Annotated in this window: 18 protein-coding genes; 7 read left to right on the forward strand and 11 right to left on the reverse strand. The window is 54.8% G+C overall.

Going from position 1 to position 25,162, the window contains the following annotated elements; genetic code table 11:
- Positions 1–173: 173 nt before the first annotated feature.
- The 4 genes from PUT07_RS03545 to PUT07_RS03560 all read right to left on the reverse strand — a co-directional run bounded on the left by PUT07_RS03545 (position 174) and on the right by PUT07_RS03560 (position 7,151).
- On the reverse strand, positions 174–2,549 hold the full coding sequence (locus PUT07_RS03545; protein WP_274466399.1) for a glycoside hydrolase family 95 protein: 2,376 nt from the start codon (positions 2,547–2,549) through the stop codon (positions 174–176).
- Between the two features lie 104 nt (positions 2,550–2,653).
- Complete coding sequence (locus PUT07_RS03550; protein ID WP_274466400.1) at positions 2,654–5,023, reverse strand: helix-turn-helix domain-containing protein; 2,370 nt, start codon at positions 5,021–5,023, stop codon at positions 2,654–2,656.
- 449 nt (positions 5,024–5,472) lie between these two features.
- On the reverse strand, positions 5,473–6,348 hold the full coding sequence (locus tag PUT07_RS03555; protein ID WP_274466401.1) for an ABC transporter permease: 876 nt from the start codon (positions 6,346–6,348) through the stop codon (positions 5,473–5,475).
- A gap of 23 nt (positions 6,349–6,371) precedes the next feature.
- Complete coding sequence (locus PUT07_RS03560) at positions 6,372–7,151, reverse strand: ABC transporter ATP-binding protein (protein WP_274466403.1); 780 nt, start codon at positions 7,149–7,151, stop codon at positions 6,372–6,374.
- A 335-nt stretch (positions 7,152–7,486) separates the two neighbouring features.
- On the opposite strand from PUT07_RS03560, the gene PUT07_RS03565 reads away from it, so the two are divergent.
- The 3 genes from PUT07_RS03565 to PUT07_RS03575 are packed head-to-tail and all read left to right on the forward strand — an operon-like array spanning position 7,487 to position 11,343.
- Positions 7,487–8,857: an LLM class flavin-dependent oxidoreductase gene (locus PUT07_RS03565; RefSeq protein WP_274466404.1), complete on the forward strand. Its 1,371-nt coding sequence runs from the start codon at positions 7,487–7,489 to the stop codon at positions 8,855–8,857.
- A 14-nt stretch (positions 8,858–8,871) separates the two neighbouring features.
- Positions 8,872–10,230: an LLM class flavin-dependent oxidoreductase gene (locus PUT07_RS03570; RefSeq protein ID WP_274466405.1), complete on the forward strand. Its 1,359-nt coding sequence runs from the start codon at positions 8,872–8,874 to the stop codon at positions 10,228–10,230.
- A 33-nt stretch (positions 10,231–10,263) separates the two neighbouring features.
- A complete protein-coding gene (locus tag PUT07_RS03575; RefSeq protein ID WP_274466406.1) occupies positions 10,264–11,343 on the forward strand; it encodes an aliphatic sulfonate ABC transporter substrate-binding protein in 1,080 nt (359 codons plus the stop codon).
- Between the two features lie 56 nt (positions 11,344–11,399).
- On the opposite strand, the gene PUT07_RS03580 is transcribed toward PUT07_RS03575, so the two are convergent.
- The 4 genes from PUT07_RS03580 to PUT07_RS03595 are packed head-to-tail and all read right to left on the reverse strand — an operon-like array spanning position 11,400 to position 15,204.
- A complete protein-coding gene (locus tag PUT07_RS03580; protein WP_274466407.1) occupies positions 11,400–12,233 on the reverse strand; it encodes a (2Fe-2S)-binding protein in 834 nt (277 codons plus the stop codon).
- A 21-nt stretch (positions 12,234–12,254) separates the two neighbouring features.
- A complete protein-coding gene (locus PUT07_RS03585) occupies positions 12,255–13,100 on the reverse strand; it encodes an ABC transporter ATP-binding protein (protein ID WP_274466408.1) in 846 nt (281 codons plus the stop codon).
- A 29-nt stretch (positions 13,101–13,129) separates the two neighbouring features.
- A complete protein-coding gene (locus PUT07_RS03590; protein ID WP_379239631.1) occupies positions 13,130–14,137 on the reverse strand; it encodes a FecCD family ABC transporter permease in 1,008 nt (335 codons plus the stop codon).
- Positions 14,138–14,160: 23 nt separating this feature from the next.
- On the reverse strand, positions 14,161–15,204 hold the full coding sequence (locus tag PUT07_RS03595; RefSeq protein ID WP_274466411.1) for a FecCD family ABC transporter permease: 1,044 nt from the start codon (positions 15,202–15,204) through the stop codon (positions 14,161–14,163).
- Between the two features lie 1,183 nt (positions 15,205–16,387).
- Between PUT07_RS03595 and yhbH the strand changes: the two genes are divergently transcribed.
- Both yhbH and PUT07_RS03605 read left to right on the forward strand, forming a co-directional pair.
- A complete protein-coding gene (yhbH, locus tag PUT07_RS03600) occupies positions 16,388–17,545 on the forward strand; it encodes a sporulation protein YhbH (protein ID WP_274466413.1) in 1,158 nt (385 codons plus the stop codon).
- The gene (locus PUT07_RS03605) at positions 17,542–18,975 is read left to right on the forward strand and encodes a SpoVR family protein (RefSeq protein WP_274466414.1); all 1,434 of its coding nucleotides are present in this window, start codon (positions 17,542–17,544) and stop codon (positions 18,973–18,975) included. Before yhbH ends, PUT07_RS03605 begins: the two co-directional genes overlap by 4 nt.
- Positions 18,976–19,725: 750 nt before the next feature.
- Here the strand turns inward: PUT07_RS03605 and PUT07_RS03610 are convergent.
- A complete protein-coding gene (locus PUT07_RS03610; protein ID WP_274466415.1) occupies positions 19,726–21,210 on the reverse strand; it encodes a methyl-accepting chemotaxis protein in 1,485 nt (494 codons plus the stop codon).
- A 372-nt stretch (positions 21,211–21,582) separates the two neighbouring features.
- Between PUT07_RS03610 and PUT07_RS03615 the strand changes: the two genes are divergently transcribed.
- Both PUT07_RS03615 and PUT07_RS03620 read left to right on the forward strand, forming a co-directional pair.
- The gene (locus tag PUT07_RS03615; RefSeq protein WP_274466416.1) at positions 21,583–21,795 is read left to right on the forward strand and encodes a hypothetical protein; all 213 of its coding nucleotides are present in this window, start codon (positions 21,583–21,585) and stop codon (positions 21,793–21,795) included.
- 151 nt (positions 21,796–21,946) lie between these two features.
- Positions 21,947–22,738: a hypothetical protein gene (locus PUT07_RS03620; RefSeq protein ID WP_274466417.1), complete on the forward strand. Its 792-nt coding sequence runs from the start codon at positions 21,947–21,949 to the stop codon at positions 22,736–22,738.
- Between the two features lie 59 nt (positions 22,739–22,797).
- Here the strand turns inward: PUT07_RS03620 and PUT07_RS03625 are convergent, their stop codons facing one another.
- Both PUT07_RS03625 and PUT07_RS03630 read right to left on the reverse strand, forming a co-directional pair.
- Positions 22,798–23,628 (reverse strand): aldo/keto reductase, encoded by an 831-nt coding sequence (locus tag PUT07_RS03625; protein ID WP_274466418.1) that lies wholly within the window; start codon positions 23,626–23,628, stop codon positions 22,798–22,800.
- A gap of 82 nt (positions 23,629–23,710) precedes the next feature.
- Entirely contained in the window at positions 23,711–25,156 is a 1,446-nt protein-coding gene (locus PUT07_RS03630) for a nicotinate phosphoribosyltransferase (protein ID WP_274467447.1), read from the reverse strand.
- Positions 25,157–25,162: the final 6 nt, after the last annotated feature.

Here is a 25,162-nt window from a genome sequence, read left to right on the forward strand (position 1 = left end):
CGCTTTCTATATGTCTACAACACCACATTCCGGCCTTCGCCGTAAAGGTACACCTCAAATCGCTGCGTACAACAGCTTCCTCACGGCAGCGTACACTTCCTTCGGGGAGGTACATTACACGCTGCAGATAAGAAAACGGCGGGTTCCTTCGGTGGAACCCGCCGTTACCCTTCTTATTTGAGTCTGTAGACTTGCCCGGCCTCCGCATCGAAACGAATGACATCGTCCGCCACCCGTTCGAACGAGATGCTCTTGCCATCCGACTCGACTGCCTGTACCTTGCCTTGGGTACGGACACGGCAGCTGCCGCCGAATCCGGCTTCAATTTCGGCTTCTTGCATCGCGCCTTCCGCCCAAATCAGATGGACGGTATGCCCGCCTCTGGCGCGCAGCCCTCTCACGGATCCGTTCGGCCACGCATCCGGCAGCGCCGGCAGCAGGCAGATTTCCCCGTCATGCGATTGGACGAGCATCTCCGCCACGCCGGCGGTAAAGCCGAAGTTGCCGTCGATCTGGAACGGCGGATGAGCGTCGAACAGGTTCGCGTACACGCCGCCACGATGATAGTTCGTTCCATCCTCTCCGACCAGCTGCAGCAGATTGGAAATAAGCTGCAGCGTCCGGTTCCCGTCTTGGAACCTGGACCATAGGCATATTTTCCAGGCCAGGCTCCAGCCTGTTCCGCCGTCACCCCGCCGCTCGAGCGATTGTTTGGCGGCTTCGAACAGCTGCGGCGTGCCTTGAGGCGTTAGCTGCCGGCCAGGGTAAATCCCGAACAAGTGCGACACATGGCGGTGGTGAACATCCTGATCGTCCCAATCGACCGACCATTCCTGCAGCTGGCCGTGCTTGCCGATCTGCAGCGGCTTCAGCTTATCCAGCGCTGACGCCATCTCGGCTCTGAACCCTTCATCTGACTCCAGCAGCTCAGCGGCCTGGATCGCGTTCGTCAACAAATCCCAGATTAGCGACAAGTCCATGGTCGTCGCTTGGCTGACAGCCGCCAGCTGACCGTCCGCTGTTACGAACTTGTGCTCCGGCGATGTGGACGGCGATGTAATCAGATGACCGTTCTCGTCCGGATGCAGCCAGTCCAGGCAGAAGAGCACCGCTTCCCGCATGACGGGGTAAGCCTGATCCCGGAGGAAGCGTTCGTCCTTCGTGAACGCATAATGCTCCCATAGATGCTGGCACAGCCATGCGGCCGACATCGGCCACATCGCCCACACCGGATCGCCTTCGCCATAATCGCCGACCGGAGCGGATTGGCACCAGATGTCGCCATTGTGGTGGGCGACCCACCCCCGGCAGCCGTAGTTCACCTCGGCCGTCTTGCGGCCGTTCTGGGACAGCTGCCCGATGTACCGCAGCAGCGGCTCGTGGCATTCGGACAAGCTGCACGTCTCCGCCAGCCAATAGTTCATCTGGGCGTTAATGTTCAGCGTCCAGTTGGAGCTCCATGGCGGCCGAAGCTCTTTATTCCATATGCCCTGCAAATTGGCAGGCTGCGATCCCGGACGGGAGCTGGCTATCAGCAAATAACGGCCGTATTGAAACAGCAGCTGGACGAGGCCCGGATCCTTCGCCCCGAACTCGGCGATTCGCCGGTCGGTCGGCATCTCCTCAGGCGCCAGGGACTCGCCGAGATCCAGTTCCACGCGGTTGTAGAGCGCCGTGTAATCGTCAATATGGGCCTGCCTCAGCTCCGCGTAAGGTTTGGCAATAGCCCGCTGCAAACGCTCGATGTTAGCGGCAGCCAGCTCGCTGTTCGTCCCGGCGGGAGGACGGTCATAGCCTTGGAAGCCGGTCTCCGCACTGAACAGCAGCGTCACCGCTGTTGCATCCTGCACATGCAGTCCGTCGTGATCGGCACGGCACGTCCCGCCCGCCAGTTGGACGGCCACCCGGCCTTCGAACCTCATCGCTTCGGTTTCATCCAGACTTCCATACACGACTGGCTGATCGGTATTGTAGTAGTTGGGATCGACGTGCTCCGGGGAGATGCCTTGTATATACAGCTGATCCGCCGCCGTGCCTGACCGGTACGGGTGCGGGCTGTCCAGCTTTAACGTGAAATGCAAGGCGCCGGGAACGCTGGCCTCTAACCGCAAAGCGATGACCTGATCGGGGAAAGAAGCGAATACTTCGCGCGTATAGCTTACTTGCCCGATCCGGTATGTCACCTGCGAGAGCGCATTCGTCAAGTCAAGGCTGCGCGCATAGTCCCGGATAACGCCTCCATGCCGGAATTTCACATACAGGTCGCCAAGCGGCATATAAGATTCATTGTAAGGTCCCATCATTTCCTTGCTCTTGGTATCGGCTTCCGCGTAGCGGCCCTCCGCGATCAGCGCCCGCACCTCGGCCAGCGCCGCCTTGGCTCCCGGATTGTTGCCGTCGACCGGCCCCGGGCCCGACCACAGCGTATCTTCATTCAATTGCAAACGCTCGGTTTCGGGATCGCCGAACACCATTGCTCCCAGTCGTCCGTTGCCGACCGGAAGCGCCTCCGTCCATGCTTTGGCACAGCTGTTATAGCGCAATTTCATAATCATCAGCTCCTATGTACGAGTGAATAATGAACACTTCCACTTCATCATAAAACCGATGGTGAAGGATAGCACAATACTAAGGTACTTTTGCATAAAACAATCTAATTGACCGTTTTCCTGTAAATGCTGGGCGATACCCCCGATACGCGCTTGAATGCCCGCCGAAACGCATGTGCACTGTTATAGCCAACGTATTGCGAGATTTCGTCAATGGTATGCTCGCTATTAAACAGGTAGTCCGTAGCGTTCTTGATGCGGATCTTCTCCAGATAGTCGGAGACATGCTCCCCGGTCTGCTCCTTGAACAGTTGGGAGATCGATTTCTCCGGCAGCTCGACAGCGAGTGAAATTTTGTACAGATTCATATCGGCATCGGAATAATGATTATCCAGATAGGCGATGATTTTGCCGATCATTTCGCCTGTGCTGTCTTCCTTCATCTTCAATACCCGGCTGCAGAACGCTTCCAGTAGTCCCAGCACTTCGTTCCGGAACCGCTCCAGGCTGGTGGACAGCTGAAGCTGCTCGACCCGCGCTTTCAGTCCTTGGGATACCGACTGGTCCGTGAAAGGGCTATGCTGGAGCAGCTTGAAGAAAGTCCCCTTCAGCTCGCCGAACAATTGCTGGACCATCTCTGCGGACAGCTGGCGCTCCGAGAAATTGTGCTCCAGTAGCTGTTCGAAAATGCGGTGTACCTCCTGCAGCTCGCCGATTTTGACGGCATTCAGCATGCGCAGCTCCATATCGATCGGATAATAATAGGACGTAGATTCTTTAATCACATCCCGATAACGGATGAATGCCTCTTCTTCCCTCAGCATGGAATAATCCAGAGCGCCCTTCGCTTCTTCGAACGAACGGCTGATATCCGAGAGCGCATCGAAGCTGCCTCCGAGCGCGACCGTAATCTGGATCCGGTATTCCTCCTTCACCTCTTCCCTCAGTCTGGCGAACATCGCTTCGATACCGGACGCCATATCCGGCGAATCGGGGTCGGTTTCCTCCTCGCCCAATGTCAGGAGAAGCCCGATTTTATCCGAATCGATATCGGTTACGCTCAACTGCCATGCGCCTGCCTCCTCCAGCAGACATTTCTTAACTAACCATCGGGCTGCGTTCAGCTCGCGGATAATTTCTTTGGACACGACTCCGCTGTAGCCGTTAATGCGAATGATCGCCGTGTACCCTGCTTCGCTCTTCAAATTCAAATTCGGGAGCAGATACATCGACGTACGGACTTCCTGGAGGGAATCGAACTCCCCCTTGAGCAGCCGCTTCACGAAAGCGTCCTCCAACAAAGGCAGTTGGCGCTTAAGCTCCTCTTCCAAGGAACGCTGACTGGCGAGCAAATTGGAAATGTTGCCCTGCAGGAAATCAAAAGCATTCTTCCCTCTGTAACCGCCCTGGCCCGTCTGTTCGCGGAAAACGGTCACGATCCGGTTAATCGGCGCACTGTTCCTATAGGCGAATAACAGCGCGGCAACAATCCCCAGCAGAAGCGTCGAAGCCGTAATCGTCCACGTAACTTTGGCAATGAACGCCGATTGCTGCATAACCACACTCTTCGGAAGCCCTACGACATACGTCCATCCGTTGTAGGCAGAACGGGAAGAGATCAGCAGGGTTTTGTCAGCGACAAGCGTGCTGCTGGGCTGATTAAGGTTGGGCTCCGGGATGTTAAGCGCATGGAACTGCGTATCGTCAATGCCGATTCGGGCGATGGCATTGCCGTCTTTATCGCTAATGTAAGCCCAGCCCCCGTACTGCTGCGGGATGCGTTCCAGCATTTTGACGATTTCACTTTCATCGATCAAGATGACCACCGTTCCAAGCGAATGCTGAAAGCTGTCAAAAGGAATGGATTGCAAATACGTGATGACATTCGTTTTCTTGCCGTTATTGTTGTACGGCTGCAAAGGCAGCGTTTCTCTGCGGTGAATTTTGCCCAAAATTTGCTCTTTCCACTGCTTCGGCTCCACATTCTGATAATGGTATAAGTCGAAAAAATCATCGGGACGAACAAACACGCCGGATGGCGTAAACACCGCATGATAGTTGTTCAAATAAATGTAAAAGTCCTCCAGAAACGTGTTCGTTAAGCTGTACGCCGCCGTATTGCGCCACGATTTCCATAACGCGTACACATTATAGCTGTCCGTATCCACCTGCTCGTTCAGCACATAGTTCAATTCCTGATCCAGCGACAGCTGTCTCGTAATGTTCTCGACCTCTTCCATGCGGCGGTCCAGCACGTCCTTGCTCTGGTTCAGCAGCATGGTGCTTGCTTCCAGCGAACTGCTCTTGATGATGCCGGCGGATACGTAGTATGAGATGAAGCCTGTCAGCATGGGGATGATGAGAATCAGCACATAGGAAATAAGGAAGCTCCTGAAGATGGGGGAGTGGATCGGTTTGATCTTAGGTTTATGGTTAGTCGATGCATGGCGTCTCGGATTGAGCATTAGCTTCATGACGAACGGCTCACCTCATTATTTTCTTGTACGCACTCTATGGGAAAGCGCTTCCAATTTATTATACATCATAGAGCATAAGTGAGCTATTGTCTGTCGAAATGAGGCGATTGGTAAAATCGGACTTAATGGCAGCCTCGAATCCGAGACTCGTCCCCGCAACCGCTTCAAGCATCCCCCTCTCATTCCCTCAGTGACGGGTTTCGTTCGCTAACGGACACAGCGGCCGTTATACGTACGATAAAGAACCATCTCGCAGCCTAATGGACACCAGAGAACTTATTCGCCGATTTTTATCCAAAATCAGACCAAATTGAGTAAATAACGGCATCCGTGTCCGTTACAAGTACAAAGAGGCCCTCATTCATCGAATAAGGACCTCCTTGTCCGTTAACGAGGCCTGTGTCCTCCTCGCTAACCCCATATGCTCAACCGGCGTGCAGCAGCCTTCATCCGTTAAAGCTATCGCGCCACTTCAGCAGCTTCTTCTCCAGAATGCGCACTAAGGAGTCGGAGCCTTTGCCCACGAAAGCAAAGATAATAATCCCGACGAACACGATCGCCGTCTGCGAGAACTGTCTGGCATCCAGAATCAAGTAGCCGACCCCTTCGCTCGATCCCATCAGCTCCGCCACCACGAGCCCCAACCAGGCGACGCCGATCGAAAGCCGCAGGCCAAGCAAAATGTTCGGCAGAGCCGCCGGCAGCACCAGCTTCGTAATCTGCTTGAACTTGCTGAATTCCAGCACTCTCGCAACATCGAACAATTTCGAATCGACATTGCGAATCCCCAAGAACGTCTGCACATATAGCGGGAAGAACGCGCCTTTGGCGATCAACAGCACCTTCGAGAACTCGCCGAACCCGAACCACAGAATGAAGAGCGGCGTGATGGCCAAATGCGGAATCGTGCGCAGCATCTGGACGGAAGGATCGACCGTTTGCTCGAACTTGCGGAATAGTCCGACAAGGAGGCCCAGCCCGAGACCTAAGCTTCCGCCAATCAGGAAGCCGATCGCCGCCCGCCAAATGCTGATTTTGACATGCATGTACAGCTCGCCGCTGATGAGCAGATCATAGAACGCCTGCCAGATGGCATACGGTGTAGGCAGCAGGGTCGGAGAGACGATGCCCAGTGAACCGAAGATTTGCCATAAAATCAAAACGGTAAGCGGTAAAATGCTCCCCCGCACGATTAGCCCCCACTTGCCTTCTTTCCTCAGCGGCTTCGTGACTTGAGGAAGTTCCGACGACACTTGCGGTTCGGACGTTTTCGGCCGGGTAACCGGCCCGTTTTGGCCAACAATCACTTCTGCTTGACTCATTGCTGCTCCCTCGCTTTCATCTATTAAATGCCCGAGCTGTCAATCAGCTCTAACTCATCGACAGGCTCGAATTCGCTCAGTACCTTTTTACGCAGCTCCTGGAAGGAAACCGTCGTCTTTTTGCGCGGATAAGGCAGGTCAACGGGAATGATATTGCGAATCGTCCCCGGACGCGCATTCATCACAACGACGCGGGTCGCCAGAAATACGGCTTCGTCGAGATCATGGGTCACGAGAATCATCGTGGTCCGGTTCTTCTGCCAAATATCCAGCGCCACCTCTTGCAGATGCGAACGCGTGAACGCGTCCAATGCGCCGAACGGCTCATCGAGCAGCAGCACCTTCGGATTCCGCAGCAGCGCTCTTGCAATCGCAACCCGCTGCGACATGCCGCCGGAGAGCTCCCTCGGATACGACTTCTCGAAGCCTTGGAGCCGCACTAGCTCGATGAGACGATCCACCCGCTCGCGTACGTCCGGATCCTTCAGATTGAGGTCGGCGGCGATGTTTTTCTCGACGGTCAACCAAGGGAATAAGCGATGCTCCTGGAAAATAAACCCCTTATCGATCCCCGGCTTCTCTACTTGCTTGCCTTCAAGCAGCACGTTCCCGTTATGATCCGTGTCCAGACCGGCGATAATTTTGAGCAATGTGCTTTTGCCGCAGCCGCTCGGCCCGATAATGGTAATAAATTCTCCTTCTTTAATCTTAAGCTGAATGTCATGCAGTGCTTCGACACGCTGCCCTTGCGGCGTCTCGAACGTTTTGCTCGGCAGATCGATATCCAGTGATATGACGCTCATGCGCTCTTCCCCCTTATGATCAAATAAAAAAGAGACCTCCTCACCATATCCCTCTCGGGGATGTAAGAAAGTCTCCAGATGGCTGGTCGACCATTTAATTCATAGTAAACGACTTGGATATAAAAGGATCATATCATCACATTTTTTGGAAGTCAACACTTTAATCTTATATTTCCCACTTGTTTTATCGGATTTAATATGCTAGCATAACTAATCAATAACCCGAAAGCCCATTGGTCAACCAAAGGCTCTCCAGGCTCCGTTTCCGAACGGCTGCTTGCGAGGGCCTTTCTTCTTATTAAAGGGCATCATTATCGAAATTGGAGGAATGAACGATGAGTCAGCCAACTACTGAGCAGCGTCAATTGCACTTGGGCGCCTTTCTATTCCAGGTCGGACATCATATCGCGTCTTGGCGTTACCCGGATACGGATGCGCAGGGGATCTTAACGCATGAATTTTATGAACACTTCGCCCGGACGGCGGAACGCGGGAAGTTCGATATGATTTTTCTGGCCGACACGCTAGCCGTCATCGACCGCTTCAAAACGAACATCAAACATACGGTAACCGTTAGGCCCGAACCGATTACACTCCTCTCCTATCTGGCGGGCGTAACCGAACGGATCGGCTTGGCCGCAACCGTCTCCACCTCGTATCATGAGCCGTTTAACTTGGCGCGGGAGTTCTCCTGCCTGGATCACTTAAGCGGCGGGCGCGCCGCATGGAACGTCGTGACCTCGGGCCGCGACGAGGAGGCGCATAATTTCAGCCAGGACCGGCATCCGGATCACAACAAACGGTACGCCAGAGCGCGTGAATTCGTCGATGTGGCCACCTCGCTATGGGACAGCTGGGAGGACGACGCCATTGTCGCCGATAAGGAGAAGGGCATTTTCGCCGATCCCCGCAAAGTGCATGAAGTGAATCACCGGGGCGAATTTTTCGCCGTGCGCGGTCCGTTGAACTTGCCGCGTTCGCCGCAGGGCAGACCTGTCGTCATTCAAGCAGGCGCCTCCGAAACCGGGAAAGAGCTTGCCGCGCAGACGGCGGAGGTCGTCTTCACGGCGTGGCAGACGTTAGAAGAAGCCCAGCGCTTCTATCGCAGCGTCAAAGAGCTCGCGGTCCAATACGGCCGCTCTCCGGACGACATCCTGATTATGCCCGGCATTTTCCCGGTAATCGGAGCGACGGAGGAGGAAGCCCGCGAGAAAGAGGCGCTGCTTCAGTCGCAGGTGCTTCCTGCCGTCGGCTTATCGATGCTGTCGGCATCGCTGAATGTCGATCTGACCGGCTATCCGCTCGACGGACCGCTGCCGGAGCTTCCCGAGCTGGCTCAGGTGAACGGCGGCAAGAGCCGCTTCCAGCTCGTATCCGACATGGCGCGCCGCGAAGGCCTGACGATCCGCCAGCTGATGTACAGGGTGACAGGCGCCCGCGGTCACCGCACCATCTATGGCACGCCGGTGCAAATCGCCGACCAATTGGAAGAATGGTTCCGGAACGGCGCTTGCGACGGCTTCAACATTATGCCTCCTTACTTGCCCGGCGGGCTGGAGGAGTTCGTTGATCTCGTCATTCCCGAGCTGCAGCGGCGCGGGTTGTTCCGGACGGATTATGAAGGCACGACGCTGCGCGAGCATTTGGGATTAACCAGACCGGTAAGCCGTTACAGCAGCAGTGCTGAATCGGCAAGCGGCTACTAAGGAGGAATCAGACAATGGGACAAAGACAGCTTCATCTTGGGGCATTCATCTTCGGCGTTGGCCATCATATCGCCGCATGGCGTTACCCGCACACCGATACGAACGGACTGCTTAAGCTCGATTTCTACAAACGCTTCGCGCAGACGGCGGAACGAGGCAAGTTCGATCTTGTCTTCATTGAGGACATCCCGGTGCTTCCCGAGCCGCTGGCCAGAGCGGTTCAGTATACGTTGCCGGTCCGGGCGGAGCCGCTCACCCTGCTGTCCGCACTCGCCTCCGTGACAACCAGAATCGGTCTTGTCGGGACGGTGTCCACCACTTACAGCGAGCCTTATCACGTCGCTCGGAAGTTCGCCTCGCTCGATCATTTGAGCAGGGGGCGTGCCGCTTGGAACGCCGTGACCACAAGCATGGAAAATACGGCCAAAAACTTCGGACGCGACCATCATCTGGATCATTCTCTCCGGTACGAGCGAGCCAAGGAATTCGTCGATGTCGTCACCGGGCTATGGGACAGCTGGGAGGAGGACGCGCTCGTCGTGGATAAAGCCTCCGGCATATTCGCCGATCCTGCGAAAGTCCATGCGCTTAATCATCAGGGCGAGCATTTCTCCGTGCGCGGCCCGCTGAGCATTCATCGTTCCGTACAGGGACGTCCTGTCATCGTGCAGGCCGGCTCTTCGACAACAGGCCAAGCGTTCGCCGCGCAGACGGCAGAGGTCGTGTTTACCGCTTGGCAAACGCTGGAGGAAGCGCAGAGCTTCTACGCCTCCTTGAAGAGCCAGCTGCCCAAATACGGCCGTTCGGAGGACCAGTTGAAAATATTGCCCGGGATTCTTCCCTTCATCGGCGCGACCGAGGAGGAAGCCCGCGAGAAGGAAGCCGAATTCCAACATCTCGTTCTGCCCGAAGTCGGCCTTGGCATGGTGCAGAACATCCTTCGGGTCGATCTCACCGGCTATCCGCTGGACGGTCCTTTGCCCGATTTGCCGGATTCCACCGAGATCAATGGCGGCAAGAGCCGTTATCAGCTGCTCCTCGACATGGCGCGCAGAGAGCAGTTATCGATCCGCCAGCTGATCAACCGGGTGACCGGCGCCCGCGGGCACCGGACGATCGCAGGCACGCCGGTCCAAATCGCCGACCAGCTGGAAGAATGGTTCGTGAGCAAAGCCTGCGACGGCTTTAACATCATGCCTCCCTACTTGCCCGGCGGGCTGGATGAATTCGTCGAGCTTGTCATACCTGAGCTGCAGCGCCGCGGGTTGTTCCGGACGGATTACGAGGGTACGACGCTGCGTGAGCACCTCGGCTTAGCCAAGCCTGTCAATCGTTATGCCGCGCGCGCCGCATCGGCATCTTCGGTTCACTAATCTTTATTCATACTTGAGAGGGGTCAAATCGATATGGTCAAGAAATCATTTTATTATAAAAGCGCATCATTATTTACATTGCTAACGTTCATGCTGCTGACCGCCGCTTGCGGGGCGAAAACGACGACAGCGCCGACCGGTGCCGGCACAGCCGCTCCCAACGGTTCCCCCGCTGCCGGAAGCAGCGCGGTTTCTTCCACTCCCGCCTCCTCCTCCAAGGAGAAAGTCGTGGTCAACATCGGGATCCAAGGCAAAACAGGCGTTCTCGTCTTTGCCCGGGATAAAGGATACTTCGAGAAAGCCTTCTCCGCTGTAGGCGCCGAGGTCAAATGGAACGAATTCGCCAGCGGCCCTCCGCATTTCGAAGCGATCGCAGCAGGCCGGCTCGATTTCGGCGCCACCGGCGGGACTCCGTTGATCTCCGGGCAAGTCGGAGGCGTTGATTTCAAGGGCATTGCCGTTACGAGCGACGGGAAGAAAGGCAATATGATTGTCGTGCCCAAAAACAGTCCGATCAAGGAGCTGAAAGATCTCAAAGGCAAAAAGGTCGCCGTAGCCAAAGGAAGCAGCGCCTATAACTTCCTGTACATGGCCATCGATAAAGCCGGACTTAAAGGCGACGACGTGAAGGTCATTCAGCTGCAGCCCGATGAAGCGAGACCTGCGCTCGACAGCGGCGCCATCGACGCTTGGTCCATTTGGGAGCCTTACGCGACAACGGCCGTGTACCAGACCGGTTCTTCCGTTCTGGTGAGCGGCGAGGACCTGAACATCAATGCGCCTTCCTTCTTGATTGCGCGGACCAAATTCACGCAGGAGCATCCCGATCTCACCGTGCTGTTCCTCAAAACTTATGAGGAAGCCCGCAAATACTACGTCGAGCATCAGGATGAAATTGCGAACGAGCTCTCCAAGACACAGAAGCTGGACAAAGCCATTATTGTTGACGTTCTAAAAAATACATTTCCGATTCTATCGCCGATTACCCCGGAATTCGCCAAAGCGCATCAAGAACAGGCCGATTTCCTTCAATCGGTAGGCGCTATTAACAAGAAGCTGGATACATCGAAGGTGCTTGAGAGCAAGTTCGTTGAGCAGGCGTTAAAAAAATAAAGGGAAATGCCAAAAAAATCTGCCGGAGCTGAGCCTCCAGGCAGATTTTTTGGTCATTATCGGGCGGCTGCTTGGACCGCAGCCTCCTGTGCCAGCTTCTCTCGAATCTGCACCTTGCGCTCTTCCCGTTCAGCAGGCTTCATCCGTGGGCATGTGTAGCATTTGTAGCCGCCATCCGTACGGTAAAACATGCAGCAGGCCGTTTTCATCCGCATTTGCTTATCCGGCTCGCCGGGAGCTCCGGGATAATCAATGGTGACGAACTTCACATCCAGCGGATTTCTCGCGCGTCCGAATACTTGGCCGTCCAACTGTTGCGAAACGAACGCCCACTCCTCCTCCAAGCGCAGCCGCTCTTGCTCGGAAGCCGCCTTCTCTTTCAACTGGTCGAACATATAGCGCAGCCGAATCGGAAACAGTTTCCATAGATGCAGCAGATCCATGTCAACCGCTTGGGCGGTCGTTTCGACGATCGGGCGCAGATGCGTGCCGTACCAATGGCTTAAACGCTCCTCGCGCCAAGCGCTGCGCTCTCCATCCGCAGGGCCTTCCAGCGGCCGGATCTCGTGAAGCGCGTACCGGAACTCGACATACCCTTTGTCATGCATGTAAATCTGCAGCGTCCAAAGCTCGGGAGCCAAATCAATCAGCTCATCCTGGGTCAACATATAATGCATAGCCATGTTCAAAACGCTCAGTCGGCCGATAAAATACGCACCGGCCGCCGCCGGCTCCAGCGCCTTCATAAGCGGCGAGTAGGCGTCGATCAACTCCTGCATTCCGCACTCCGTCATTAGACGGCTCCCTGCGATCGCATAAAGCGGATCTGGATGAAACTCCGTCGTCACTCCGAACTGCTCCGCGATAGCCTGCTGTATGGATGAACTCATGCTCCTGCCTCCCTTCTCGATTTAGCGGGCTTCTCCAGCCGCAACCAATTCCGGCTCTTGCGCCTGACTCTTCGCCGTCTCCGCCCCTACCAGATCGTAAGGGATGCACAGCGGCACGCCCGTGCGAGGATCCTGCACTATGTCCGCATGAATGCCGAACACTTCGCGCAGCACCGGTGCGGTCACAACTTGCTCCGGCGTCCCTTCGCTGACGACCTTGCCCTGCACGATCGCAACCATGTGATGCGCATATTGCGTCGCGTGATTCAAATCGTGTACGACCATCACGATCGTTCTTCCTTCTTCCCGGTTCAGCTTCTGCAGCAGCTTCAGCACTTCCAGCTGGTGGGCCATATCGAGGAACGTTGTCGGCTCATCCAGGAACAAAATATCCGTCTGCTGCGCGAGCGCCATCGCAATCCACGCCCGCTGGCGCTGGCCTCCGGATAGTTGGTCCACCGGACGGTCCGCGAACGGCATCATGCCCGTCACTTCAATGGCCCAGGCAACCATTTCTTTATCTTCCTTGGTCATCGAGCCGAAGCCTTTCTGGTGCGGGAACCTGCCGTACGATACCAGCTCGCTGACCGTAAGTCCTTCGGGCGCGGTAGGGTTTTGCGGCAAAATGGCCAGCTCCCGGGCAACTTCCTTCGTTGTGCGCTGATGAATCGATTTGCCGTCGAGATACACCTGGCCGCCTTTTATTTTCATGATGCGGGCTAGCGACTTCAGAATCGTAGATTTGCCGGAGCCGTTGGCGCCGACGAGCGCCGTTATTTTGGCATCGGGAATCGTTAAATTCAGGTTGCTGACGATTAAGCGGTCATCATACGCAATGTCTACTTGCTCGGTATACAAACGAGTCATTTGGGGTTCCCCTCTCATGGTTAGGTTCTTTATGCTTTGGATTTAGCCAGCAAAAACAGAAAATACGGTGCGCCGATCACGGCGACAACGATTCCGGTCGGTATTTCGCTCGGCTGCAGGATCCAGCGGCCAATCGTGTCCGCCGCGATAAGCAGCAATCCGCCTGTCAGCATCGAAGCCGGAAGCAGGAATTGATTCTTCGGTCCCACCAATTGTCTGGCCAGATGAGGTCCGATCAATCCGACGAAGCCGATGCCTCCGCCGACAGCCACACAAGATCCGGCCAATGCAACAGCCGCTACAAGCAAGCCAAGCCGTTCCCGTTCCACGGCGCTTCCTAACCCGTTCGCCAACTGATCTCCCAATTGCAGCACATTCAGCGATTGAGCTTTGTAGAGCACGTACGGGATGATGATAATGAGCCACGGCAGCAAGGCTCCGACGAATTTCCAGCTGTTCCCCGATATGCTGCCTGCAAGCCACACCGCAACGAACTGATAGTTCTGAGGATTCAATTTAATCGTCAGCACGAGCATCGCGGCATTTATGCCCGCCGCTACGGCGATGCCGATAAGAACGAGCCTGGTGGGCGAGATGCCGGCGCTTTTTTTGAACGCTAAGATATAGATCAGCGCCGCCGCTGCCCCAGCGCCCAGCATCGCCAGCAACGGCATCATGAAAACCGGAGCTGCCTGCTTGATGGGGAAGAACGAAATGAACAGTACGACGGCTAGCCCCGCTCCGGCATTGATGCCGAGTATGCCCGGATCCGCGAGCGCGTTGCGCGATAGTCCCTGCAGTATAGCGCCCGATAAGGCTAGACCGGCGCCGACGAGCACGGAGATGATGATCCGGGGCAAGCGGAACTCGAACAAGATCAGCTCTTGTTGGTCCGTCCCTTGGCCGAAGAGCGTCCGCAAGACGTCGAGCGGCGACAGCCGAATGAAGCCGGTATTCATCGAGATGATAAAAACGACAACGATTGCCGCCACTAGAATGGCGAGCATCGTATAAGCTTTCGAAGAACGTTTGCGCATCGAAACTTCGACGGGAGAGGCCATTAGAGCTCCCTCCTTTCTTGGCGTGCCAGATAGAGAAAGAAAGGCACGCCGATCAGCGCAATCAGAGCGCCGATCGGTGTTTCGAATGGCGGATTAATCAGGCGCGCGCCGATATCCGCCGTCACCATGAGCAGCGCGCCGAGCACTGCCGAGCATGGGATAATCCAGCGGTAGTCGACGCCGACAAGCGCTCTGGCCACGTGCGGGATGACGAGTCCGACGAACCCGACAGCGCCGACCGCCGAAACCGATGTCCCGGCCAGCACAAGCGACAACAGCATGCCGGCTAGTTTGACCCATCCGGTGCGCTGTCCGAGTCCTGCGGCGATTTCATCGCCAAGGCTGAGCACCGTGATGGACCGCGACAGCATGAGCGCACCGATGACGCCGGCCACGATCCAAGGCCAGACGATCTTGACTTGCAGCCATTTCGTTCCGGCTACGCCTCCGGCATACCAGAACGCCAAATCCTGCGAGATGTGGAAATAGAGCGCAATCCCTTCGCTAAGCGCCACAAGCAGCGCGCTTACCGCGGCGCCGGCCAGCGCCAGCCGAACGGGGGATAGCCCGCCTTTGGCTATGGAGGAAATCCCGTACACGAGACCCGTTCCGATAGCGGCGCCTACGAAAGAAAATAAAATTAAATAGCGAAAAGGCAGCCCCGGGAAGAAAGCGAAGCAAAGCGCAAGCACGAAGCCAGCTCCCGCATTAATGCCAAGCAGACCGGGGTCGGCTAGCGGATTGCGTGTCATGCCCTGCATGATCGCCCCGGATACGGCAAATCCAACGCCGACTAACGCTCCGGCAAGCGCTCGCGGCAGCCGAAGCTCCTGAATAATTTGATGCTGCGTAAGCTCGGGATTAAATCGAAATACGGCTTCCCACACGGTTGCGAGCTTAATATCAGCGGCTCCGACCGATACAGACACGGCTAATCCTAACAGCAGCGCGGCCAACCCTCCGAAAATAATCAAAGTCGCAACGAGCGGGCGGCTGCGCAGCTTAGGGCGCGTTGCATCGCCAGATGCTGCAGTAACACTCATGAACAAAATCTCCTTCCGACATGAACACCATAAACGTGACGTAATTGAATAATGATCATTATAGCACAAGTGATAATGATTATCATTGTTAAAGTGAAAAAAGGCTGGGGCGGCCGGCTGACGGACACGGATGCTCATAATCGGCCCATATCAGCCGATTGGAGATTCTAACGGACACCAGATCTGTTATTTGGCCTAATTGGGCGAGATTTCGCCCCGATTTCTCCAAATAACGTCACCTTGCAGGGCATTAGCGGCTGTGGTGTCCGTTAGATGCCCGCCTTCGGCCGTGGGCATCCTGGGTGCTGTGTCCGCCGCGGCCGGCTAACGGACACAGATGCTCTTAATCGGCCCATATCGGCCGATTGGAGATTCTAACGGACACCCGTGCTGTTATTTGGCCTTATGGGGCGAGATTTTGCCCCGATTTCCCCAAATAACGTCACCTGTGTCCGTTAGAATCAGAACCAGCCGCTTCGCAGGGCATTAGCGGCTGTGGTGTCCGTTAGATGCGCGCCTTCGGCCGCGCGCATCCTAGGTGCTGTGTCCGCCGCGGCCGGCTAACGGACACAGATGCTCTTAATCGGCCCATATCGGCCGATTGGAAATTCTAACGGACACCCGTGCTGTTATTTGGCCTTATGGGGCGAGAATTCGCCCCGATTTCTCCAAATAACGTCACCTGTGTCCGTTAGAATCGGAACCAGCCGCTTCGCAGGGCATTAGCGGCTGTGGTGTCCGTTAGATGCGCGCCTTGGGCCGTGGGCATCCTGGGTGCTGTGTCCGCCGCGGCCGGCTATCGGACACAGATGCTCTTAATCGGCCCATTTCGGCCGATCACACATTCTAACGGACACCCGTGCTGTTATTTGGCCTTATGGGGCGAGATTTTGCCCCGATATCCCCAAATAACGTCACCTGTGTCCGTTAGAATCGCAACCAGCCGCTTCCCAGAACATTAGCGGCTGTGGTGTCCGTTAGACCCCCACTTAACGGACACCCAACGCCTGCATTTCCCCGCATCCCCGCCACTTGAAAAATTTCCCATCACATATCCCCCGCGGACTTGAATATATTTAGTAACAAGCTATTTTTTCCATTCTAAATCATTGCTTTATGCATGCCATACGGTCACTGTAAGCTGCAACTTGTCAAGATTGATCACGCCTAAGGAGGTGTCAGCATGACAGAACCCCTATTTACCGTATCTCGTGAGGACTGGTCCTTGCACCGCAAAGGGTATCAAGATCAAACCCGACACCAAGAGAAGGTTAAAGAAGCCATCAAGCAGAACCTCCCCGATCTGGTAACGGATGAGAGTATTGTCATGTCCAACGGGAAGCAGGTCGTGAAAGTGCCGATCAAAAGCCTGGATGAATACCGCTTCCGTTATAATTTCAACAAAGGGAAGCACGTCGGTCAGGGAGACGGCGATTCACAAGTCGGCGATGTGCTGGGGACCGATCCGCAGCCAGCCCAAGGTCCCGGCAAAGGCGAGGGTGCCGGCGATCAGGCCGGTGAAGATTACTATGAAGCCGAAGTAAGCATGGAGGAGCTGCAGGCGATGCTCTTCTCCGAGCTGGAGCTGCCCAATTTGCAGAAAAAAGAAAAACGGAACATGACCACAACCGAAGTCATTTTCAATGACATCCGGAAGAAAGGGATCATGTCCAACATCGATAAGAAGCGCACCATTATTGAGAATTTGCGCCGTAATTCCCGCTCAAGCGCGCCGGGCATTCATCATATCTCCCCCGATGACCTACGTTTCAAAACGTGGGATGAAGTGGAGAAGCCGCATTCCAACGCGCTCATCATCGCCATGATGGATACATCCGGTTCCATGGGTTCCTTCGAGAAATATATCGCCCGCAGCTTCTTCTTCTGGATGACGCGGTTCCTGCGCACGAAATACGAGAATGTGGAGATTGTATTCATCGCCCATCATACGGAAGCCAAAGAAGTCACGGAAGAGGAGTTTTTCACCAAAGGCGAAAGCGGCGGCACGATCTGCTCCTCCGCCTACCAAACGGCGATCGATATTATCGACAAACGTTACCCGCCTTCCCAGTTTAATATTTATCCGTTCCACTTCTCGGATGGCGACAATTTAACGTCCGACAACGAACGCTGTGTCAAGCTGATCTCCCAATTGATGGAGCGGTGCAACATGTTCGGCTATGGAGAGGTCAACCAGTACAATCGCAGCTCTACGCTGATGTCCGCTTTTCGCCATATTCACGACCCCAAATTCCTGCACTACGTCATCCGTGAAAAAGGCGAAGTCTACAAAGCGTTGAAAACCTTTTTTAGCAAGCAGGAGGGAGTGGCTGCAACGTGAGTAAATCCGAAATCGAGCAGCTTGAATACGCTATTGACGAGATAACGGAAATTGCCAGAGGATTCGGTCTCGACTTTTATCCCATGCGCTATGAAATCTGCCCTGCCGAGATTATTTATACGTTCGGGGCTTACGGGATGCCAACCCGTTATAGCCATTGGAGCTTCGGCAAAAACTTTCACCGCATGAAAACCCAGTACGACCTGGGCTTGAGCAAAATTTACGAGCTGGTCATCAACTCTGACCCGTGCTACGCTTTCCTGCTGGACGGCAACTCGCTCATTCAAAATAAACTGATTGTCGCGCACGTGCTGGCGCACTGCGACTTCTTCAAAAATAACGTCCGTTTCTCCAAAACGAACCGGAATATGGTCGAAAGCATGTCCGCGACGGCCGAACGCATTCGCCAATACGAGCTCGAGCATGGCATCGATGAAGTCGAGCAATTCATCGACGCCGTTCTCGCCATTCAGGAGCATATCGATCCCGTGCTGACCCTGTCCTACCGGCAGGCCCGCAAGCGCCAGGAATATAACAAAGTGCAAGCGCCTGAAACGCCCAAAGAAGTCACATACGGCTACGAGGATTTATGGAGTTTGGATAACCGCAGCAAACCCGCGCCCGCAGCGGATAAAGAGGAAGTCAAACGCTTCCCGCCGAGACCGGAGAAAGATATTCTGCTCTTCATCGAAGAGAACGCGCCGTATATGGAGGATTGGCAGCGGGATATTCTAACGATGCTGCGGGATGAAATGCTCTATTTCTGGCCGCAGCTGGAGACCAAAATCATGAACGAAGGCTGGGCTTCCTACTGGCATCAGCGCATCCTGCGCGAGCTGGATTTGACGGAGGAAGAAACGATCGAATACTCCAAGCTGAACTCCTCGGTTGTCGTGCCTTCCCGCCACACGCTGAATCCGTATTACTTAGGGCTCAAAATCTTCGAGGACATCGAGAAGCGCTGGGACAATCCGACCGAAGAAGAAATACGGACCCAAGGGCGCAAAAAAGGCGAGGGCCGCAGCAAAATATTCGAGGTCCGCGAGTACGAATCGGATACGTCGTTCATCCGGAACTATATGAATAAGCCGCTGGTGGAAGAGCTGGATTTGTATGTTTTTGAGAAGAAAGGGCCCGAGTGGAAAATTACGGATAAAACGTGGGAAAATGTCCGGGATCAGCTGTTCGCCTCGCGTGTCAACGGCGGATTCCCTTACATTGTGGTGGAGGATGGCGACTACCAGCGGAACGGCGAGCTCTACTTGAAGCACAGCTATGAAGGCGTCGAGCTGGACCTCAAATATGTGGAGCGTACCCTCCCTTATATTTATAAGCTGTGGGGCAAACCGACCCATTTGCATACGGTGGTGGAAGAGAAGCCGGTCTTGTTCACTTTCGACGGAAAGAAGCATCATCGCAGATTTCTATAGAAGAAATGAAGCCCATGCTTATAAGCATGGGCTTTTGGCGGTTCTTTGGAGTACTCGGATGTTTGGTGCTATTCAAAATTCTCGTGAAGGCACGGACTTTCCCATAAGGATACTTTCTCCTCGACTCTTCTGATTAACTTAATTTTATATTCAATTGTTTCCTGTTGACTAAAATATTCACTATGAATTTGTTAAAAGAGATGCCGTGCCTTTTCGGTCCACTGTATGTTCAACTAGAGCTCACCGCGCTTTATCGCTTCAATCATCTCTTCTGTGAAGTAGATTTTGCCTAGCGCTAGATCTTTCTCGGAATCCTCGATCATTTGTTTGATTTCCGGATCGGAATCAAAATCATCGACAGGTCACCTTTGATGCATAGAACAAATTAATGGATATCAGCTAATCTGATTGTGAACAGCGATAAAACGCGGGAAAATATCGCAATCAACTGTTTGCTTCGCGCGTTAACGGCTGGTTCTCCTATATCGTCGTGAAGGATGGACAACCTTCAAGTGTAACGAACGGTTCGAAGACAAGTCACGCTTCGTCATCGTCGACTCCGGGGCTGAATATGATTTTTCACATACAATCATCAAATCCGCCGCCATTTGCGCAATTGTATATGAAATTTCATATACAATCAGGTGCTCCTTCCAAACATGGGGGCTGAAGCAATTGTATATGAATCCCCCGCCCGCCAAACGTAGGGCTGTATAGGTCATCGCGCCGCAGCCTGGACTCCGGGCTCAATCACCGCGAATTACCGCCCTCAGCAACCGCCTCCTCCATCCACTCATTCACCAAATCCATCGTGCTCTTGAAGCCCAGCCGCCCCGCATTCACCAACCCGCTTCTCGCCTTCTCATACTCGCCATTCAGCATCCATCTGACATTCTGCTCCTTCGCTTTGCTGAACTCCTGCCACCTTTGTTTCAAAATGGCCAAATAGTGCCGGTCCCGCCCGCTGGCGACCTTCCTCTCCAGCTCCTCCAGGCACGCTGCCAGCTCCCGTTCTTTCGCGGCTTTCTGCCCGTTCCAATACCGGATCTCGGTGATCTCTCTGGCATCGATCATGGAAACCATAATAGCCCGCAAACCAAGCGCATGCTCCACCCAACGGTCCATCTCCGTCTGCAGCGGATGGTCATCCTGCCCGGCAGGCAGCTTGAATTGGGAGATGACGGAACGAAGCGACGAGCTCGCCCGGGTCGTTTCGTGGATATCATCGTTCATCCGGTGCATGGACAGCTGCTGGATTTCGGTCGAGGCGAGCACTTCTTCACAGCCTGCGGCCACCTGCTCGATGGCCGCCGACGTTTCGTTCAAAGATGCCGAAACCGAAGAACTGTTCGACAGCATGTCGGTAAACCGGCCATCCATCTCCTGCATTTGCCCCAGAATGCGTTCAAGGAACAGGGACATTTCTGCAAACTCATGCTCGGACGCCTCCATCGTGACAACGCCGGTGCCGACCGCCTGCTGCAGCCGGTCGATACCGTCTTTCAAACCGTCGGCATTCTCCGTAACCGAGGCGATCTGCTCATGGATGGAAACCGTAGCTTGCTGCGCTTGAACGGCAAGCTTGGATATTTCCTCGGCAACGACAGCGAAGCCTTTGCCCTGCTCGCCCGCGCGGGAAGCTTCGATATTCGCGTTCAACGCAAGCAGCTGCGTTTGATTGGAAATCTCTTTAATTTGCTTGACGATCCCGGTAATCCGGTGAATGGCGCTCTGCAGCTGCTGCATTCCCGCATGAATGCTGGCACTGTCTTCGGAAATGCCCAGCATTTGCTCCTTGGAGGTACGCATGTCCTGCTTGCCTGCGGCCAGCTTCTCCGCAAAAAGATGCGCATCCCGGACCAGCACGCCGTTGCTGTGGCCCACATGTCCGAGAACCTGATGAATTCCCGCCATTTCCTCCGCCATATGCTGAATCGTCTCCGACGTATCCTGCATGCCGACGGCAATTTCCCGAACGGTGCTCGTCACGCCTTCTACCTGCTCGGCCATTACTGCGGACTGCTTGCTCATATCAACCATTTTGGCATGCAGACGCTCGGAAGCACGATTCACGATCCTGATCATCCCTTTAAGGCTGCCGATCGCCTTCCGGAGAGAAACGATCAGTAACGGAGGTTTGCCTTTGGCAGCCAGTGCCATGCTGAAGTCGCCCGATGCCATGTTAAGTAATTTCTCTTCCATCCATTTGCTTGCAGAAGAACGGAACATCTTCATAAGCGCCACCCCTATGACCACAATTTGTAAAAAAACAAAAAGAAGCCCTCCTCACCCGGAGCAGCAAAGCATGACAAACGTGAGTTTGCCTGCATGGCTTGCACGACAGGTAATTAGAGCTTCTTTGCTCCGACATGCCTTTACGCCGCTGTAAAGGCCGTCAACTATTTCGACTTCAAGTGACATCATCTTATCATATGTGAGGTTATATGACAATATATTAACATTGCAAACAATCGTTATTCTCTCTTTTCATTGTGACAAAAGAAGTGCTTTCTCGACAACGATAATCGACGGACATCCTGTCACGTCCATGGTACGCTTAGAACTCAGTTAATTGATAATAATTTTCATGTTAGGAGATGAGTTGAATTGAGAATGAATATTTTATTTAACAAGAAGCCGATTTCTGTCAACTTTATTGGCACCGACCACAAATTGATTCCCTCTCTGATCAACGCTCTTCGTTATAACAAATTTACGACGACGAACCTTGTTCATACGTTAGAACACGTGGATTTATTTAGTTCGGAAGCCATTTTATATGCAAAGGATGGAAATAAAGCCAGAATTCCGATTTTCTAAATGCACGCCTACATACAAAAGAAAGCCCTCTCGACCATGCGATCCATCGCTTTGGCGGATGGGCTTTTTTTTCATAATAGCAGGCATATCCCCTATTTTTTTTCATAGACTAATAGAAATAAGAGAGTTGAAGAATAGGAGTGTTGCCCTGATGCGCACGTTCCCTCCTGTCAGATCCAAAGCGGCCTCCCTGCTTATCTATGTCCTAGTTGCCATTACTAGTTTCATATGGACGGTCATTCTGGGGGCGCCGCCTAAGAACCCGGCACCTGCGCTGCCGGTATCCGAATACAGCGTTCACCAGGCGAGCAACGGCGTGACGCTTCACAGCATCCGGACATTGCCGCAGAACATCGGGCTGCGAGCGATCGCATCCAACGTCACGGACACGCTTGAGAACGGGATCAATGGCGGATTTTTCTGGCAGGGGTATCTGCTCAGCATCGCCGTGATGAATGACCGGCCTGTGAAGGGCCAGCCTGGCGATTACGGGTCCGGGTGGTACAACATCGACCGCAAACGCGGCACTTTGGTCTGGGATGAGAAGGCGCAAACCTTCACCGTTCAAGTCGCCCGGCATGCCGGTGAGCTGAAGGTGATGGACCGCGGGCATTACTGGGCGCAAGGGGGCGTAAGCATGGGACTGGCCAATCCGGACGGATGGGCCGCACAGGCGGTGGCGGAAGAGATGCCGGTCATCGACGAGAAGCGGATGCGCTCCGGCATCGTGTATGATCGGAACAACAACGTCTATCTCGTTGTCGCTCCGACGCCGTGCACCGGCGAGCAATTCCGCACTGCCGTGCAGGAGCAGGTGGGGGACGGACAGCTGGTGGACGGGCTGTTCCTGGACGGCGACGGTTCTTCCCAGCTCAAGGTCGCGGACGATCTGCTGCCCGGTGATCACCGCGAGGTGTACCAGATGATTGCGCTCCTGAAGTGACGCCGGCACAGCAAAAAGAGGAATTCCCGCTGCAAGCGGAAATTCCTCCGAAGCCATCCTCAGAACGGTACGTTGTCCGGGTCCGCGCCAAGGCGTTTGTTCTGATTCAACGTATCGATAAGCGCCATATCCTCGGAACTTAACTCAAAATCGAAAATATTCGCATTGTCGCGAATCCTCTGCTCGGTCACCGATTTCGGAATCGTGACGACACCGTTCTGGATGTCCCAACGCAGCACGATTTGGGCCGGCGATTTGCCGTGCTTGGCTGCCAGCTGCGACAGCACCGGCTGATCGAGATTGCCCTGCATAAGCGGGCTCCAGGCTTCCAGCTGAATATGGTTCTCGCGGGTGAAAGCGAGCAGCTCTTTCTGAGCGAGCAGAGGATGGTACTCGACTTGGTTCACCGCCGGCACTACGCCTGTATCTTCTATAATTTGCTGCAGATGATGAATTTGAAAATTGCTGACCCCAATAGCGCGCACGTGGCCTTCCTTATACAGGTGAACGAGCGCTTTCCATGTTTCTCTATATGTCGCCGGTTTCGCCCAGTGAACCAAATACAAATCGATCGTTTCCAGCCCCAGACGCTTGCGGCTTGCTTCGAACGCCTGCAAGGTGGACTCATAACCCTGATCCGAGTTCCACACCTTCGTCGTCACGAAAATGTCCTCGCGCGGCACGCCGCTTTCGCGCAGACCTTGACCGACGCCTTCTTCATTCCCGTAGATGGCCGCCGTATCGATGCTGCGATAGCCTAGCTGCAGGGCCGTCCGGACAGCGCCGATCACTTCTTGCCCTTCTTTGGTTTTCCAAACGCCCAATCCCAGCCATGGCATGTGCACGCCGTTATTCAAAGTAACTCCTTGTGTGAATGCACCTGTCGTCATCCTAATCTACCTCCATTTTCGTATGAATCGTGTAAGAGATACATAGCTGCATACTTAACTATCATACCACCGGAGACAGGGATTACATAATCGTGTGCGCATGAACCAAATTCATTTTCAGCTCCCACAGCTCGGCGCTCAAATTCACACGGTAACCTTCCGGATTGAGCTTCCGGAGGTATTGCGGCCAGAACGTTCCGATCTGCTCCGTATGGTAGGCGCGAATCTCATCCAGCGCCGGCAGCTCGTACACAAGCTCGCCTCCGGCGAAAATCGAGCGCAGCAGGGGAATGGCCTCATAATCCTCAATATACTTGTAGATGTACGTGTGGGTAGGATCGAACAGCTTGATCCGCGCGCCGCGGCGAATATCCGTTTCGTGCTCCAAAGCGAGGTAGTCCGCTTCGGCTTTGCCGGTTTGCTTGTTCACAATCCGGTACAATTCCTTAAAACCGGGCGTGGTCACTTTCTCCGGGTTGCCCGAAATCTTGATGACGGGCAGGAACTCGCCGTCTTTCTCCCGGGCGACCAGCTTATAAACGCCGCCGAGCGCAGGCTGGTCGGCGGCCGTAATGAGCTGGGTGCCGACGCCCCAGACGGTAATCTTGGCGTCTTGAGCCTTCAAGCCCTCGATGATGTTCTCATCGAGATCGTTCGATGCCACGATCGCCACATCGGGGAAGCCCGCCTCATCGAGCATCCGCCTGGCCTGCTGCGATAAATACGCCAAATCGCCGCTGTCGAGGCGAATGGCGTTCATTCGCTTGCCCTGCTGGCGGAGCAGCTGCGCGATCTTGATCGCGTTCGGCACGCCGCTGCGCAGCGTGTCGTACGTATCCACGAGCAGCGTCACCTGTTCCGGCAGCGCCTCGGCATAAGCACGGAAGGCTTCCTCTTCCGTGTCGTGCGCCTGCACCCAGGCATGCGCGTGGGTGCCCTTGGCCGGGATGCCGAACAGCATCCCGGCCCGCAAGTTCGAAGTCGCATGGAAGCCCGCGATGTAAGCCGCTCTTGCGCCCCAGATCGCGGCGTCCGCCTCTTGGGCGCGTCTCGTGCCGAACTCCAGCAGCACGTCGTTCGGGGCGACCTGCTTGATGCGCGACGCTTTCGTCGCGATGAGGGTCTGGTAGTTCACGAAGTTGAGAATCGCCGTCTCCACAAGCTGCGCTTCGAAGATGGTCGCCACGACGCGCACGATCGGCTCGTTCGGGAAGATGAGCGTCCCTTCGGGTACGGCCTGCAGGTCGCCTCTGAACTTGAAGTCGCGCAGCGCTTCAAGGAAATCTTCGCGATACTGTTCCTCCTGCTCCCGCAGATAGGCGATCTCGTCATCGCCGAAGCGCAAATTCTGAATGTAGCGGACGAGCCGCTCCAAGCCGGCGAACACCGCATACCCGCCGCCGAACGGCAGCTTGCGGAAATACACCTCAAAGACCGCCCGATTCCGGTGAGTGCCCTGCAGCCAATGCGCGTACATCATGTTAATTTGATATTTATCCGTATGAAGCGTCAAATTGTCATAGTTCATTTCAGT

The sequence above is a fragment of the Paenibacillus sp. MAHUQ-63 genome (assembly GCF_028765165.1).
In the GTDB taxonomy this organism is placed as follows: domain Bacteria; phylum Bacillota; class Bacilli; order Paenibacillales; family NBRC-103111; genus Paenibacillus_E.